14 protein-coding genes are annotated in these 16,369 nt (G+C 66.0%); 9 read left to right on the top strand and 5 right to left on the bottom strand.

The genetic code is table 11. The annotated features are described in order from the left end of the window. Window positions 1–7: 7 nt before the first annotated feature. A complete protein-coding gene (locus WS57_RS17360; protein WP_009692137.1) occupies window positions 8–730 on the bottom strand; it encodes an ABC transporter permease in 723 nt (240 codons plus the stop codon). 294 nt (window positions 731–1,024) lie between these two features. Between WS57_RS17360 and WS57_RS17355 the strand changes: the two genes are divergently transcribed. From WS57_RS17355 to WS57_RS17345, 3 genes are read left to right on the top strand one after another with little or no spacing between them, the layout of a single operon-like run. Beyond that, complete coding sequence (locus tag WS57_RS17355; protein WP_069244607.1) at window positions 1,025–2,062, top strand: aromatic ring-hydroxylating dioxygenase subunit alpha; 1,038 nt, start codon at window positions 1,025–1,027, stop codon at window positions 2,060–2,062. A gap of 17 nt (window positions 2,063–2,079) precedes the next feature. Further along, window positions 2,080–3,066, top strand: a complete 987-nt coding sequence (locus tag WS57_RS17350) for a PDR/VanB family oxidoreductase (RefSeq protein WP_069244606.1) — start codon at window positions 2,080–2,082, stop codon at window positions 3,064–3,066. Window positions 3,067–3,118: 52 nt separating this feature from the next. After that, complete coding sequence (locus WS57_RS17345) at window positions 3,119–3,979, top strand: transporter substrate-binding domain-containing protein (RefSeq protein WP_069244605.1); 861 nt, start codon at window positions 3,119–3,121, stop codon at window positions 3,977–3,979. Between the two features lie 94 nt (window positions 3,980–4,073). On the opposite strand, the gene hutH is transcribed toward WS57_RS17345, so the two are convergent. Together hutH and WS57_RS17335 are read right to left on the bottom strand one after the other, a co-directional pair. Next, window positions 4,074–5,642, bottom strand: coding sequence for a histidine ammonia-lyase (gene hutH, locus WS57_RS17340; protein WP_059518768.1), 1,569 nt, complete (start codon window positions 5,640–5,642; stop codon window positions 4,074–4,076). 176 nt (window positions 5,643–5,818) lie between these two features. Then, window positions 5,819–6,748: a LysR substrate-binding domain-containing protein gene (locus tag WS57_RS17335; RefSeq protein ID WP_069244604.1), complete on the bottom strand. Its 930-nt coding sequence runs from the start codon at window positions 6,746–6,748 to the stop codon at window positions 5,819–5,821. Window positions 6,749–7,040: 292 nt separating this feature from the next. Here WS57_RS17335 and WS57_RS17330 point away from each other — a divergent pair, with 292 nt between their 5' ends. After that, window positions 7,041–7,814 (top strand): ABC transporter substrate-binding protein, encoded by a 774-nt coding sequence (locus tag WS57_RS17330; protein WP_059518764.1) that lies wholly within the window; start codon window positions 7,041–7,043, stop codon window positions 7,812–7,814. Window positions 7,815–7,874: 60 nt separating this feature from the next. Here WS57_RS17330 and WS57_RS17325 read toward each other — a convergent pair whose 3' ends face one another. After that, a complete protein-coding gene (locus WS57_RS17325) occupies window positions 7,875–8,828 on the bottom strand; it encodes a LysR substrate-binding domain-containing protein (protein ID WP_069244603.1) in 954 nt (317 codons plus the stop codon). A 162-nt stretch (window positions 8,829–8,990) separates the two neighbouring features. On the opposite strand from WS57_RS17325, the gene WS57_RS17320 reads away from it, so the two are divergent. The 3 genes from WS57_RS17320 to WS57_RS17310 all read left to right on the top strand — a co-directional run bounded on the left by WS57_RS17320 (window position 8,991) and on the right by WS57_RS17310 (window position 12,394). Continuing rightward, a complete protein-coding gene (locus tag WS57_RS17320) occupies window positions 8,991–10,040 on the top strand; it encodes an aromatic ring-hydroxylating dioxygenase subunit alpha (protein WP_060299271.1) in 1,050 nt (349 codons plus the stop codon). Between the two features lies 1 nt (window position 10,041). Then, a complete protein-coding gene (locus WS57_RS17315) occupies window positions 10,042–11,193 on the top strand; it encodes a 2Fe-2S iron-sulfur cluster-binding protein (protein WP_069245440.1) in 1,152 nt (383 codons plus the stop codon). A gap of 76 nt (window positions 11,194–11,269) precedes the next feature. Then, complete coding sequence (locus WS57_RS17310) at window positions 11,270–12,394, top strand: DUF2817 domain-containing protein (protein WP_069244602.1); 1,125 nt, start codon at window positions 11,270–11,272, stop codon at window positions 12,392–12,394. Between the two features lie 150 nt (window positions 12,395–12,544). Here WS57_RS17310 and WS57_RS17305 read toward each other — a convergent pair whose 3' ends face one another. Continuing rightward, window positions 12,545–13,486, bottom strand: coding sequence for a dihydrodipicolinate synthase family protein (locus WS57_RS17305; protein ID WP_009692150.1), 942 nt, complete (start codon window positions 13,484–13,486; stop codon window positions 12,545–12,547). Window positions 13,487–14,072: 586 nt separating this feature from the next. On the opposite strand from WS57_RS17305, the gene abaF reads away from it, so the two are divergent. Beyond that, entirely contained in the window at window positions 14,073–15,452 is a 1,380-nt protein-coding gene (abaF, locus tag WS57_RS17300; protein ID WP_069244601.1) for a fosfomycin efflux MFS transporter AbaF, read from the top strand. A gap of 161 nt (window positions 15,453–15,613) precedes the next feature. Then, window positions 15,614–16,294 carry a GntR family transcriptional regulator gene (locus tag WS57_RS17295; RefSeq protein WP_009692153.1) on the top strand — a complete coding sequence of 227 codons (681 nt, stop codon included), beginning with the start codon at window positions 15,614–15,616 and terminating at the stop codon, window positions 16,292–16,294. Window positions 16,295–16,369: the final 75 nt, after the last annotated feature.

Raw genomic sequence — 16,369 nt, 5'->3', positions numbered from 1 at the left:
TCTCCTGTCAGTGGCGTGCAAAGCTGCCGCGAAACGTGCGGGCAACGCGCGACTCGGCGTGGTTGAAAATCCGGTTGGACATCGCGGTCATCAGCAGATAAAGCGTGCCGCCCGCAATGAAGAACACGAAATACTGGTGCGTCGAGCCGGCTGCGACCTGGCTCGCCCGCAGCAGCTCGGCAAGACCCGTCACCGAGATCAGTGCGGAGTCCTTCAGGCTGAGCTGCCATACGTTGCCGATGCCGGGCAATGCATAACGCAGCACCTGCGGAATCAGGATGCGCCGCATCAGCGTCGCGGTCGGCATGCCGATCGCGCGGGCCGCCTCGAGCTCGCCGCGCGAGACCGCGAGCACCGCGCCGCGGTAGACCTCGGCCTGGTATGCGCCGGAAATCATGCCGACGGCGAGTGCGCCGATCAGGAACGGCGGCAGGCCGATGAAGCCGTCGACGCCGAACCACCGGCCGACCATCGTGACCAGCGACGAGCCGCCGAAATAGAACAGGTAGATCACCAGCAACTCGGGGACGCCGCGAAACACGGTCGTGTAGAGGTCGCCGGCCGCACGCAGCACGCGAACCCTCGACAGCTTGGCGGCCGCGATGCCGGCGCCCAGCAGTGCGCCGACCGCCAGCGCGGCAAGCGTCACCGCGACCGTCATCAGCGCCGCGAACAGCAGCGCGCCTCCCCAACCCTGCGGCCCGAAGCCGAGCAATTCGATCGTCGTCATGCGTGTCCTCCTTTCCGTGAATCGATCATTTCATCGACCAGCCGTGCGATGCAATTCGTGCGATTTGTCTATACAAGGCTGCACAATTCATAAAACCGGCGCAAGCGCTTTTGGCATGAATATCGAGTCGATTCGGGGAAGTCCCTAGGTTTTTGAATTTCCATATCAATTGAATGGCCGGCGGATTCAGGAAAACTAAAAACGCGAATTAGATTAAATCGTTTGATTTTGTAATCGACGGGTTTCTATTCTCTCGCTCAGAGAACGATGGATTTCACATGAGCGAGGTGAGCAATGTATTTACGGAATGCATGGTATGTGGCGGCGTGGAGCGACGAGATCGACGATGCGCCGGTCGGGCGCGTGCTGCTCGGCGAGCCGGTGGTGTTCTACCGCAATGCCGCGCGCGAAGTCGTCGCGCTCGAGGACGCGTGCCCGCACCGCAAGCTGCCGCTTTCGATGGGCACGGTCACCGGCAATCATCTGCGCTGCGGCTATCACGGCCTCGAATTCGGCGCCGACGGCGCCTGCACGCGCGCGCCCGGCCTGTCGCGCATCCCGCCGAACGCCTGCGTGAAGGCGTATCCGGTCGCGGAGCGCTACGGGCTCGTGTGGATCTGGATGGGCGCGCCGGATCAGGCCGACCCGGACACCATCCTTGCGGTCGAGCATTACGGCGAGCCCGGTTGGGGCGTCAACCGCGGGCCGGCGATGAACGTGGATTGCCATTACCTGTACATGACCGACAACCTGCTCGATCCGTCGCATGTCACGTACGTCCACAAGACCTCGCTCGGCAATCACGATACGGCCGAGGTGCCGGTCAGGATGTCGATGCTGGAAAACGGCGTGCTGGCGTCGCGCTGGATGATGAATTGCGATCTCGCGCCATTCTTTCTTCCGTATGTCGGATTCAAGGGACGGGCCGACCGGCTTCAGCATTACGAAGTGCGTTACCCGTCCCATGCGATTATTCGCGACATCATTGCGCCGGCCAATTCAGGCGCGCCGCAAGGCATATTGCATCCGGACGTGTTTTTACTCGACTCATACAATTTCGTTACGCCGGTGACGGAAAACAGCTGCCGCTATTTCTGGTTCCAGGTGCGCAATTTCCGGGCGGACTGCGCCGATACCAGCCGCGCGTTGACCGCCGACTTCATCGCTGCCTTCAACGAGGACCTGACGGTGTTGTCCGCGGTCGATCGCGGGATGGCGAACCGGCGTACGCCCAATACCGATATCGAGTCGGACGCGGCACCGATCCGGTTCCGCCGGACGCTGAAACGCCTGATCGATATCGAGCAGGCGGCGCAGCCGGCGCTGCAATGACGCGTCGGGAGGGACCAATGACGGATCGAACCGAAACGGTCGAAGTGCTGATCGAACCCGCGGACGGTGGAACGCACGATACGCGCGTGTTCCGGATGCGCCGGCGCGACGGTCTGCCGCTACCGCCTTACCGCCCGGGCTCGCATATCGACGTCCATCTTCCGGACGGGCTCGTGCGGCAGTACTCGCTATGCGGCGCGGATTGTCATGCGCCGGAATACCGGATCGCCGTGAAGCGCTCCCCGGTGTCTCGCGGCGGTTCCGCGTGGCTGCACGATCAGGCGAGCACCGGCATGGCATTGCGGATCGGTTTGCCGCGCAACGCGTTCGCGCTCAGCGACACGGCCGCGTGTCATCTGCTGATCGCGGGCGGTATCGGCGTCACGCCGATTCTGTCGATGGCCCATGCGTTGCACGCGGCCGGGCGCCGCTACCGCTTCGACTACTTTGCGCGTCGCGACGAGGACGTCGTGTTTCGCGACGAAATCACGGCCGCCGCGCCGCTGGCCGCGCATACGCGTCTTCACCTGGGGCTCGGGCCGGAGATGGCGCGCGAGCGGGTGGTCACGCTTCTTGCCGGTGCGGCGGCGGATACCCATGTGTACGTCTGCGGGCCGTCCGCGTTCATGCAGATGACCGTCGAACTGGCGCGCGCGGCGTTGGGCGATGCAAACGTCCATCAGGAAGCGTTCAGTGCGCCTGACCTGTCCGGAACCGAGGACCGCGAATTCGAACTGCGGCTCGAAGGGCGTGACGGCGCGATAGCGGTCCCGCCCGGCAAATCCGCGCTGGCCTGCCTGCGCGAAGCGGGCGTGCCGGTGGACTCGTCGTGCGAGGTCGGCGTATGCGGCACGTGCGCGATGCGGGTCGTCGCCGGCGAGTTGCTCCACCGCGACACCTATCTCACCGACGACGAACGCGCGGCCGGAACGGTTTTTCTGCCGTGCGTGTCGCGCGCGCGTTCGGCCGTGCTGGTGCTTGCGGGCGCCGCCGCCGATCTGTGACGGGCGCGATCGATTTCACGACGTAACGACAACCCAAGCGAGGAGCATTCGAATGAACAGCAAGCGAAGGATGGGACTGAAGGCGGCGGCATGTGCATTCGTCGTCGCGGCCGCTGCGATGGCGGCGCCGGGCGAGGCACGGGAGTGGAAGACGGTCACGATTGCGCTGGAGGGCAGTTACGAGCCGTGGAATCTGACGCGTCCCGACGGGACGATCGACGGTTTCGAACCGGAACTCGCCCGCGACCTGTGCGGGCGCATGCGTGTGCAGTGCAAGCTGATGTCGCAGGACTGGGACGGGCTGATTCCGGGATTGAACGCGGGCAAGTTCGACGTGATCATGGACGCGCTGTCGATCAGCGAGGACCGCAAGCGCGCGATCGCGTTCTCGAAACCCTATGCGAACACGCCGGCCGTGTTCGTGTCTGCGGGGCCGGTCGGCTTGCCGAAAGTATTGCCGAACGCAGCGCCGCTGAGGCTGACCGGCGATCCGGCGAGTGACCGGGCGGCGGTCGAGCCGCTGCGCGCCGCGCTGAAGGGCAAGTCGATCGGCATCGTCACCGGATCGGTCTACAGCGCGTTCATCAACCGGAATTTCAAGGACGTGGCGAGCATTCGCGAATACAAGAACGCGCCGGATCACGATATCGACCTGCTCAACGGGCGTATCGACGTCGCATTCGACGATGCCGCCTACTACGCGTCGGCGCTGGCGAAGCCGGGCAACGCCGCGCTCCGCATCGTCGGGCCGAAGATCGGCGGCCCGATCTGGGGCGACGGCGAGGCACTCGGCCTGCGCAAGAGCGATGCCGACCTGAAGACGATGTTCGATCAGGCGATCGCGGCCGCGATTGCGGACGGCACGGTCCGGCGCCTGAGCGAGAAATGGTTCAAGACGGATGTGACGCCTTGATCGCGGTCCGGCGCAGCCTGTGCGCCGGCACTTGCTGTTTCCGAATGAATCGGGCGGCGACCGTCGATCCCCGACAGGGATCGACGGTCTTTTCTTATGCGTGCAACGCGCCGGTGATGCGCTCGACCACCGCGGACACTTCGCCGTCCGCAACCAGCGTGTGAATGTACGCCATGTCGGGATGGAAACAGCGGTCGTCGTCGACCTTCGGTACGGCTTGCCGGATGCGCGAATACACTGCGGCCGTGGCCGGCGACGCGTCGGCAGGATCGAAGAAGTCGAGCGCCTGCGCGGCGATCATCAGCTCGATCGCCAGCACGTGGTGGAGCTTTTGCGACGCGTCGTAGGCCTTGCGTGCGGCAAGGTACGCGAAGCTGACCGGGTCTTCCTGATTGCCGCTGGTCGACACGCTGTCGACGGAAGCCGGATGCGACAGGATGCGCATCTCGCCGAGGAGGCCGGCCGCCGTGTACTGGACGATCATGTAGCCGCTGTGCAGGCCGGGGCGAGGCGCGAGGAACGCCGGCAACTCGCTGAAATGCGGATTGACGAGCCGGTCCGCGCGTCGCTCCGAAATCTTCGCGAGATTGGTCATCGCGATGCACAGCAGGTCGCTGGCGATGCCGACGAAGGTGCCGTCGAAGTTCGCGCCCGAAATCGCGAGACCGTCGTCGCCGTGCGGATGGATGACCGGGTTGTCGCCGCTCGAACCGATCTCGTCGAGCAGCGCGTCGCGCGCATCGTCGATCGCACGCTTCGACGCGCCGTGCACTTGCGCGATCGCACGCAGGCTGTAGGTATCCTGAAGACGATAGTCGACGAATCGTTCCGCCAGTGCGCTGCCGGCAAGCAGCCGCCGCAGGTTGTCCGCCGCGTTGGCCTGATGTGCGTGTTTCTTGACCGCGTGATAGCGGGCATCGAGCGAGCGCGTGGTTCCCTTGAGCGGCTGGAACGACAGCGCGGCGGCAATGTCGGCGACTTTCGAACCTTCGATCGCGTTGTGAAGCGCAAGCAGCCCCAGCGCGGTGACCGACGTCGTGCCGTTGAGCAGCGCGAGACCTTCCTTACAGCGCAGCGTATGCGGCTTGAGGCCGGCCGCCGCCAGCGCGTCCTTGCCGGGCATCCGCGTGTCTTGCCACAGCGCTTCGCCTTCGCCGATCAGCACCAACGCCATGTGCGCCTCAGGTCCGAGATAACCGACCGAACCGTCGCCGGGCGCGATCGGCACGATGTCGCGATTCAGCAGTTCGGCGATCAGTTCGAGCAGTTCGAGTGTGACGCCCGAATAGCCCTTGCCGAGACTGTTCAGCACCATCAGCTGAGTGGCGCGTACGACTTCGCGCGGCAGCGGCGCGCCGACCGAGACCGCGTGCGAGCGCACGATGTTGCGCTGCAGTTGTTCTGCTTCGTCGGGACGGATCACGCGTGTCGAGTTGTCGCCGAATCCGGTCGTCACGCCGTAAACCAGGCGGTTTTCGGCGAGAAACCGTTCGACCAGCGCGCGCGATTTCGCCACACGTTCGCGATAGGCGGGCGACAGCCGCACGCGCGCGCCGTATTTCGCGACGGCGATGAATTGCTCGAGCGACATGTCTGCATCGCCGAGCGTGACTTCGTCGATGTCTTGCGGACGAGTCGGGAGAAGGAGATCCGGGGCGTTCATGGTGTCGTTGTGCTCCTTGGAGAGTGATCGGTGCGAAGCCTGGCAACGACGTGCGTCGCCTGTCCGGCGACCGGCGAGCCAGGATTCGCCACCGAGCATAGGAGCGGCAAACGGGGGCCGACAAATCATTTAAATTGGCCGCGCCTTATAGTTTTTCTAAACGCGGCGCGCGGCGTTCAATCGAATGCCGCGTCGATGTCGCGAACGGTCTGTTCGACTTCCTCGACGAGCCAGTCGAGAAAGGGCTGCGCGCCGGGCAGGTCGAGCGTGCCTGGCTGCCAGACCAGATAGTAGGGGCGCGGCATCGGCAGCGACACCTTGAACGGCGCGACGAGCTGGCCGGATCTGAGGCCGTCGGCGGCGAACAGCCCTTGCCCGAGCGTGACGCCGCGCCCGCCGACCGCCGCGTCGATCGCCATCGAGGACAGCGAATAGCTGAGCGGCGCGAGCGTATCGGGAACGGGCACGCCCGTCGCGGCGAACCAGTTCGCCCAGGTGGGCGGCGACAAATCGGCCCAGCCCCATTCGACATGGACCAGCGGGTAGTGCAGCAGATCCGCCGGCTGCGCGAGCGGCTGGGCCGCGCGAAGCAGCGACGGCGCACACACCGGCATCACGCGATCGACGAACAGCAGGCGGCAGGGCGTGCCGTCGGTGGGCGGCTTGCCGTAGGTCATGCGGAAATCGGCGTGATGCTCGCCGCGTTTCGGCTCGCGATCGGTCGCCTCGACGTGTACGCGCACCGCTGCAGACCGCGCGCGCCATTTTTCGATCCTGGCGGCGAACCAGTGCGTGGCCACGGAAGGGAAGGTGCTGAGCGTGAGCTGCGGTGCCTCGCGCGTGGCGTGCAGCGCCGCCTGCCCGGCATGAAAGCATTCGAAGCCGCGCGCGATGTGCCGGTGATAGAGCCGGCCGAGTTCCGTCGGGCGCAGGCCGCTGCTCTCGCGGTCGAACAGCACGATGCCGAGGAATTCCTCCAGCACGCGGATCTGCTGGCTGACGGCGCCAGGCGTGACATGCAGCGATTCGGCGGCGGTCATCACGTTGCCGTTACGAACGACGGCATCGAACGCCTGTAGGGCGCGCAAGGGCGGCAAACGGTTCATTCCGTCGATCCTGTAACGACATGGGGCGTGGCGCGGAGCGAACGGTATTCTCGGCGGCGGATCGCGCGATTGTCCAGCGCTTCGTCGCTATCCTGCGTCGGACCGGCCGTACGCCGCTGCGGATTCCGCAGACGATTGCGTGATTTTAGAAAAACTTAAGCGATGCACAGCACAAGGCCCCTGTTCGGCGCAATTGTGGATTTTTAAGCTTGGTCCGGTCGTTTCACCTCATCGGCCGATGCGCAACCCATGCCAATGCGCGCCGGGCCCGCCCGAGTCCCCAGGAGCACACATGAAAAAAACCATTGCCGGTCTGGCCATGCTGATGGCCGCTGCTGCCGCCCATGCGGGCGACGCGACACGCCTTCGTTTCGGCGTCGATCCGTCCTACGCGCCGTTCGAATCCAAAGCGCCGTCGGGGCAGCTCGTCGGTTTCGACATCGACGTCGGCAACGAGATCTGCCGTCGCCTGAATGCACGATGCGTGTGGGTCGAGACGGCATTCGACGGAATCATCCCGGCGCTCAAGGGCCGCAAGTTCGATGCGATCCTGTCCGCGCTGTCGGTCACGCCGCAACGCGAGACGCAGCTTGCGTTCTCCACGTCGCTGTTCAATACGCCGAGCCGCCTGGTCGGCCTGCGCGGCCGCGATATCAAGCCGACCGTCGCGTCGCTGCGCGGCAAGCGCGTCGGCGTCGCGCAGGGCTCGACGCAGGAGACCTATGCGCGCACCTACTGGGCCCCCGCCGGCATCGAGGTCGTGTCGTATGCGAACCAGGAACTCGTCAACAACGACCTGCGCGCGGGCCGGCTCGACGTGACACTGACCGACATGGTCGCGGCCAGCGAAGGGTTTCTGAAGACGCCGCAAGGCGCCGGCTACGTGTTCCTCGGCGAGCCGGTCGTCGACGAGAAGACGCTCGGCAAAGGCGTGGCGATCGGCTTGCGCAAGGACGACGGCGCGCTGCGCGACAGGATCGACGGGGCGATCGCGGCGATGAACCAGGACGGCACGCTGCGCCGGCTGGAGCGCCGCTATTTCGATATCGAACAGTCGAATCCGTAGCCGGCGCCGGTTCCGCTACGTGCCGCTTCACGCGTCGGACGCAGAGCGGCGTGGTCCGTGCTACACCGTTCCGGTCGCGCTGGTCGCAACCAGGCGATCGCTGACTTCCTGCTGCTCGCGTGCGCGCGTCAGCAGCCAGCGATGAAAGTTGCGGCATTCCGGCTTGTCGAACGCGCTTTTCTTCCACGCGACGAAGTACGGCCACGGCAGCGGCAGCCCCGACGCGATCGGCACGACGAGCCGTCCGGCCGCGACGTCGTCGCAGATCATCGACGACTGCGCGAGCACGAAGCCGTGGCCGTCGATCGCGGCCTGGATCGCGATGCTCGACAACGACAACGCGAGGCGCACCGGCGAGGCCGCCGAGGCGTCCACGCCGTGTGCGTCGAACCAGTCCTGCCACGACGGCGGCGATGCGAACTTCGGCTGCCAGTCGATCGCGATCAACGGGAGCGGCAGCAGGTCGGCCGGCGTCTCGAGCGGCGCGCACTCGCGCAGCAGCTGCGGGCTGCAGGCGGGCACCACCGCGTCGCGAAACAGTTCGATCGCGTTGTCGACGTCCGCGACGCGATCGCCGTAGCTGATCCGGAAATCGATCTCGCAGCCGTCCGGAGACGGCTCGGCATGCGTGCCGTCGAGATAGACGCTCAGTTCCGGGTACGCGCGTTGCCATTCGATCACGCGCGGCGCGAGCCATTTCGACAGCAGCGACGGTAGCGCGCTGATCCGCAGGTTGCGGTCGTGCCGCGCGCGCTCGACTTCCGCGTGCGCGATGCGCAGCCGCTCGAACGCATCCGCGCAGCGCTCGTGATAGCGGCGCCCGGCCGTCGTGAGCCGCAGCCGCTTGCCGTCCTTCTCGAGCAGGCTGAGGCCGAGCGTGTCCTCGAGCAGTTTCATCTGCTGGCTGACGGCGCCCGCCGAAATGCCGAGGCGTTTGGCGGCCTCGGCGATGCCGCCGCAGCGGCCGACGGCCTCGAAGACCTGCAACGCGCGCAACGGAGGAAGCGTACTCATGGCGATGGATCCCGCAAAAGCGTGAAGCTGGACGAAAGTCGTTTTAGAGATACTAAAGCATCGATCAGTTGTGGGTAGCTATTCTTTCGTGACCGGGTTTCTTATGCTTTCGTCTACGGCATTGAGACCGGGGCGCGAGGCTCCGGACCACAGGAGAACCGGATGTTTTTGAGAAACGCTTGGTATGTCGCGGGATGGGACAAGGACGTCACGCGCGCGCTGACGCCGGTGACGATGCTCGGCGAGCGCATCGTGCTGTATCGCAAGGCCGACGGCACGCCGGTGGCGCTCGAGGATGCGTGTCCGCACCGGATGCTGCCGCTGTCGATGGGCCGGCTGACGGGCGATGACGTCGAATGCGGTTACCACGGGCTGACCTTCGACTGCTCGGGCGCGTGCGTGCGCGCGCCCGGTTCGGCGCGGATTCCGGCGCAGGCGGTGGTGCGGCGGTATCCGGTGGCTGAACGCTATGGGCTCGTGTGGGTGTGGATGGGCGACGAGGCGGCCGCGGATCCCGACGCGCTGCTGACGATCGACGAATGGGACGATCCGGCCTGGGGCCTCAATCGCGGCGACGCGATGACCGTCGATTGCCATTACCTGTACATGACCGACAACCTGCTCGATCCGTCGCATGTCGCGTGGGTGCATCGGTCGTCGTTCGGCAATGCCGCGTGCGAATCCGAACCGCTGAAGACGAGCGTCGCGGCAAACGGCGTGACCGTGTCGCGCTGGATGCGCGATGTCGACGTTGCACCGTTCTATGCGAAATTCGTTCGCTTCGCAGGGCGCTGCGATCGCAAGCAGCACTACGAGGTGCGGTTTCCGTCGGTCGCCGTGATCAAGGCGATCTTCGCGCCGGCCGGCACCGGCAGCGACGATGGCGTCGCGCATCCCGACGTGTTCCTGATGAACTCGTACAACTTCATGACGCCGGTCGACGAATCGCAGACACGCTACTTCTGGTTCCAGACGCGCAATTTCGCGCCGGGCGACGAGCAGGTGTCGCGCGCGTTCGACGAGGACGTGCGCCATGCGTTCGAGGAGGATCGCGCGGTGCTGGCCGCCGTGCACGCAGGCATGGCGCGCCGGCGCAAGCCGAATATCGATCTCGCGATCGATTCCGGGCCGCTGCGGTTCCGGCGTGCGCTCGGCCAGATGATCGAAGCGGAACAGGCGGCCGCGGCCGTTGCATGCGACGCGGGGCGATGACATGGTCGACGCCGGTTTGATTGCCGGGCAGGCGGCCGCGCCGGACCGGTTCGAGCGCTTTCGCGTCGCGCGACGGATACGCGAGAGCAGTGCGATCGTATCGTTCGAGCTCGTGCCGGTGGACGGCACGCGGTCGCTTGCGTTCACGCCCGGCCAGTTCGTCGTGCTGCGGCTGACGCTGCCGGACGGCGAGCGTGTGCTGCGTCACTACAGCCTGTCCGGCGACCCGGCCGACACGACGCGCTGGCGCATCTCGGTCAAGCGCGAGGCGGGCGGCGGCGACGTGCCGCCGGGGCGCGGCTCCACGTATCTGCACGCGAACGTCGACGTCGATGACGAACTCGAGCTGGCCGGCCCGGCCGGCGCGTTTGTGTGCGACGAACGCAGCGAGCGGCCCGTCGTGCTGATGAGCGGCGGGGTCGGCGTGACGCCGCTCGTCAGCATGCTGTATCGGCTGTCGCGCGCGTCGCAGCGGCGCGTGCATTTCATTCACGCATGCGAGCACGGAGCAGTCCATGCGTTCGCGGACGAAGTGCGCGCGCTGGCCGCGACGCGGGACGGCATCGACGTCCACGTCTGCTACCGGCAGCCACGCGAAGACGATCTCGCGCGCGGCGGCTTCGACAGTCGCGGGATCGTGACGCGCGAGCTGCTGCAATCGCTGCTGCCGCTCGACGACTACGACGTGTACCTGTGCGGGCCGCCCGGTTTCATGCAGGCGAACTGGCGCCTGCTGCGCGGGCTGGGCGTCGCGCGCGAGCGGATTCGTTATGAATTTTTCGGGCCGGCGACGGTGCTCGACAGCGAGGTAGACGCATCGCGGGCCGAGGTTGCAGCGGCCGGCGAGCGGGCGAATGCCGAGCCCGCCGATGTCGCCGGCGACGCGATCACCGTGCGTTTCGCGCCGCACGGCGAGCCGATACACTGGCGGCCGGAGCACGGAACGCTGCTCGAAATGGCCGAGCAGGCCGGCTACGCGCCGACGTTCAACTGCCGCGCCGGCCTGTGCAATGCGTGCATGACGCCGCTGCTGTCCGGCAGCGTCGCATATGACGAAGAGCCGCTGTCGCCGCCGCCCGAAGGTTCGGTGCTGCTGTGCTGCGCGCGACCGACCGGCGCGGTGACGCTCGATCTGCCATGCGCGCGCCGCTGATGCGAGACGGCGGCGCGTTCGCGCCGAACAGGCGAAGCGCGGTGCAGCCTGCCGCACGAATCATGAGGATTCGACGATGAAGTACGGTTTTCCGGCCGATGCCGATTTCACGCGGCAACGCACGCAATTCCTGCAGACGGCCGAAGCGGCCGGCGCGACGGTGACGAGCCATCCGCATCCGCTGGCCGGGCCGGCGGGCGAGCCGCTTGCGACCGACGTCGCGTGGCTCGGCCCGCGTGACGCGCGCCGCGTGCTGGCGGTCGTGTCCGGCACGCACGGTGTCGAAGGCTATTACGGATCCACGTGCCAGACGGAATGGCTGCACGAACTGTCCGGTCGCGCGCTGCCGCCCGGCGTGGCCGTGCTGCTGATTCATCTGATCAATCCGTGGGGCACCGCATGGGTGCGGCGCGTCAATGAAGACAACGTCGACCTGAACCGCAACTATGTGGATTTCGACGCCGCGCTGCCGGTCAATTCGGGTTACGAATCGATCCACGACATCTATACGTGCCGCGATTTCGACGGCCCGGAGCGTCGGTCGGCGGACCAGCGGCTCGACGCGCATCTGCGTTCGCTCGGCTGGCCTGGCTATCAGGCGCTGCTCGGCGCGGGCCAGTACCGGCATGCCGACGGCCTTTTCTACGGTGGACAGCGCGCGACCTGGTCGAACCGCACGTTGCGTGGCATCGTCGCGCAGCATGTGCGGCCCGCGCAGGTTGCGATCGCGTTCGACCTGCACACCGGCGCGGGGCCGTTCGGGCATCCGATGCTGATGGCGATCGCGCAGGCGCGCTACCCGGCGCTCGGCGATGCCGAAAAGCTGTTCGGTCCGTGGCTCTATACGCTGCTGACCGCGCCGGATGCGGCGGTCAGCGATACCGGCGTGGCGGCGCGCGCGACCGGCTATACGTCGCAGGCGATGCTCGATGCGTTGCCCGACACGCACCTGATGCAACTCGTGATCGAATGCGGGACATTGCCGGAAATGCCGATGCATACGGCGCTGCGCGACGATCACTGGCTGCATCTGCATGGCGATCCGCACGATGCACTCGGCAGGCGGATCAAGCGCGCGCTGTTCGATGCGTTCCTGCCGGCCGATTCCGACTGGCGCGAGATTGCGTGGCTGCGCACGCGGCAGGTGCTGGATCGGGCGTTGTGCGCGTTGCCGGGGATTGTGCCGGCGGTGGGCGGGTGAGGAGGGCGTGCTGCATAGCCGAGCGGCGTGGATCACGGCGTTGCCGGCCTGCCGCGAACGCGTAAACAAAAAAGCCACGAATCGCTCCGTGGCTTTTTCTTCACGCGGCCTTTTCACGGCCGCGCCTCATACTGCACCGCGCGGCCGCGCTTAGGCGATAGTCTTCGACCAGTTTGCATACCAGTTGCGGAACAGCGTGTACTGCGTTTCCGCGTAGTTGCGTTGCGCGTCGCTGAGCGCATCGGTTTCGTTGAAGTGCAGCGTGTATTCCTTGTCGCCGTTCAGCACCATCAGATGCTTGTAGAACAGGACGAGGTCGCAGCCTTCGTCGAACGACGACAGCACGGCCAGCGCCGATTCCAGTTCCTTCGCACGCACGCGCGCCACCGCGTCACCCTGCGCGGCCTTCTTGCACAGATCGACCAGTTGCAGCACTTCGCGCGGCAGCGCGTTGCCGATCCCGGTGATCGCGCCGGCGGCGCCGCAGTTCACGAAGCCGTGGAACACCTGCGTGTCGACGCCGGCCATCAGCGTCACGCTGTCGTCCTGCGACGTGATGTTCTCGGCCGCATAGCGCATGTCGGCGGCGCCGCCGAATTCCTTGAAGCCGATCAGGTTCGGGTGCTGACGACGCAGTTCGAAGAACAGGTCGGCGCGGGTCGCGAAGCCGTAGTACGGGCTGTTGTAGATCACGGCCGGCAGGTTCGGCGCGGCGTTCAGGATCGCGGCGAAGTGCGCCTTCTGCGCGGCCGGCGACGCGCCGCGCGACAGCACGCGCGGAATCACCATCAGGCCGTGTGCGCCGACCTTCGCGGCATGCGCGGCGTGCGACACGGCTTCCTTCGAGTTCACCGCGCCCGTGCCGACGATGGTCGGCACGCCTGCTTCGACCAGGCGCGCAACGCCTTCCTGACGCTGCGCTTCGGTCAGCAGCGGCCAGTCGCCCATCGAGCCGCAGTACACCACCGCGCGCATGCCGAGTGCCACCAGCTCCTTGCCCTTCTTCACCAGCGCGTCGAAATCCGGCTGACGGTCAGCGGTGCACGGAGTCATCAGGGCCGGAATGGTGCCGGTAAAAATGTTGTCGCTCATCTCGTTTCCTCATTCAGATAGGGTCAACCGCCATTGCTGGCAACTTGGGCTGGACGCGCACTCGCCGTTTCGTCATCGCCGGTGCGATCCGGACGGCGGTCTGCCACCGCTTGTTTGCCTCGGTGCCGAAACGCGCCTCCGGTTTCGCCCGAGAGTCAGCCATCGACGAGGTCATTCTAGCCAGTTCGCATATTTTATACAATATAAAATAAAAAGGGCGTGACGAGGCGGGTGGTTCGGTAGATGGAAAGCGGGCGGGGAGCCCTGTCACAGCGGCCTGTGGCGGGGCAGGGCGGTGGTCATGAGACGGCCGGCACGCGGGTGTTCCGGCGGGGTCAATGGCCCCGCGAGCCCGACCGGATCGGCGCCAGCGTACCCACGCAGCATGTTCGTCTCCCCACGAAGCGGTCCTTTCGCGGCCCATCCGCCCGGTGGCGAGTTGTCCTCCCGGCCTGTCGCATTTCCGCCGAATGCATTTTTGAGATTCCATGGATTGCGTATTGGATATTGTATAAAATCTTTCGGCGAGCTTACTCGCGAGGCAGTCCGTCAAGGGCAATGCAAGACAACGAGAGGAGATACGGAGATGACAAGTCAGGTCGGCGAAGCAGTCTCGTCAGGCAATGCGGCGGCCGTGCAGGATGCGGTGTCGAAGCGGGAATTGAAGCGGGTCGTCGCGGCGTCGATGGTCGGGTCGGTGGCGGAGTGGTACGAGTTCTTCCTGTACGGAACCGCGTCGGCGCTGGTATTCGGCACGCACTTCTTCAAGAAGACGGGCAACCCGATCGACGGCCTGCTCGCCGCGTTCGCGCTGTACGCGGTGGGTTTCGCCGCGCGGCCGATCGGCGGGCTGGTATTCGGTTACTACGGCGACAAGTTCGGTCGCAAGTATCTGTTGCAGGTGAGCCTGATCGTGGTCGGCATCACGACGTTCCTGATGGGGTGCCTGCCGACCTTCGATTCGATCGGCTACTGGGCGCCGGTGCTGCTCGTCACGCTGCGCCTGATCCAGGGCTTCGCGTTCGGCGGCGAGTGGGGCGGCGCGATCCTGCTGGTGAGCGAGCACAGCCCGGACAACCGTCGCGGCTACTGGGCGAGTTGGCCGCAGGCCGGCGTGCCGGCCGGCAACCTGGTCGCGACGATCATCCTGCTGGTGCTGTCGAGTTCGCTGTCCGAAGCCGACTTCCTGTCATGGGGCTGGCGCGCGGCGTTCTGGTTCTCGGCGGTGGTGGTGCTGATCGGTTTCTGGATTCGCCGCAAGGTCGACGATGCGCCGATCTTCAAGGAAGCGCAGGCGCGCCGCGAGCAGAAGCAGGAAAAGCAGCTCGGCGTGGTCCACGTGCTGAAGTTCCACTGGCGGCAGGTATTGATCGGCATCGGCGCGCGTTTCGCGGAAAACATCCTCTACTACATGGTCGTCACGTTCTCGCTGACGTACCTGAAACTGGTCGTCGGCGCCGACACCACGCGCATCCTGAAGCTGATGTTCGCGGCCAACGCGATCCATTTCTTCTTCATCCCGCTGATGGGGCTGATGTCCGACCTCGTCGGCCGCAAGCCCGTGTACCTGACGGGCGCGGTGCTGACCGCCGGCTGGGGCTTCGTCGCGTTCCCGATGATGGACACCGGCAACGACTGGATCATCATGGCCGCGATCGTGCTGGGCCTGTTCATCGAATCGATGACGTACTCGCCGTACTCGGCGCTGATGACCGAGATGTTCCCGACCAACGTGCGCTACACCGCGCTGTCGCTGTGCTACCAGGTCGCGCCGCTGATGGCCGGCTCGCTCGCGCCGCTGATCGGCCTGTCGCTGCTGGAGCGCTATCATTCGTCGACGCCGATCGCGCTGTATCTGGTCGTCGCGGCGGCGATCTCGATCGTCTGCGTCGGTCTGGCGAAGGAAACGCGCGGCAAGTCGCTGCGCGACGTCGATGCGGAGGCCGGCCGGCGCACGCACGCGTAGCCGGGCGCCCGAAGCCCGGTCGCAGGGATCAAAGCCACCGTCGACGGTGGCTTTTTTGCGCAGGCAGCGGCGGGGCGCTCTGCTAATATTGTAGAAAGTATGCAATATCCGTCGCTGCGTCGGCGCCTGCCCGACCGTCATCCCCCAGTCCGAACCGGAACATGAACGAGAAACGCCCTGCTCTTGTCTACGCCACGCGCGCCGAAGCCGCGGCAAACGAATTGCGCCGCCGCATTCTGACCGGGGAATATGTCGACGGCTATCAGCTTCGCCAGGATGCGCTCGCCACCGAACTGGGCATCAGCCGCATTCCGCTGCGCGAAGCGCTCGTGCAACTCGAGAGCGAAGGGCTGGTGAAGATCCTGCCGCACAAGGGGGCGATCGTATCGGAGCTGTCGCCGGAAGACATCACCGAGCTGTTCGAGCTGCGCGCGCTGCTGGAGCCCGTGCTGCTGAAAAAATCGATCCCGAAGCTGACCGCCGACGATTTCGCGCGGCTCGACGCGATCCTCGAGGAATACAGCGAGGTGCTGCATGCGAGCCAGTCCGGGCGCTGGGGCGAGCTGAACACCGAGCTCCATCATCTGCTGCTGTCGCGCGCCGAACAGCCGAAGACGGCGGCGATCGTCGCGTCGCTGCTGCAGCAGACCGACCGCTACACGCGCGTGCAGCTTTCGCTGTCCGTGGCGGCGCGCGACGTGGCCGAATCCGAGCACGCCGAGCTGGTCGCGCTGTGCCGCAAGCGCGACGTGCGCGCAGCGGCCGCGCTGCTGAAACGCCATATCGAGCATGCAGGCGACGAGCTGAATGCGTTCCTGCGTCAACGCCGGCTCGGTCGTTGACATCGTTGCCGCGCCTGCGCGCGCCGGCGCCGTGCATTGCCGCGACCGGACGCCGGGCGCTATGATGCCGCATCC

It is taken from the genome of Burkholderia pseudomultivorans (genome assembly GCF_001718415.1).
Classification (GTDB): Bacteria; Pseudomonadota; Gammaproteobacteria; order Burkholderiales; family Burkholderiaceae; genus Burkholderia; species Burkholderia pseudomultivorans_A.
This window is presented reverse-complemented; position numbering and strand designations above follow the sequence as displayed.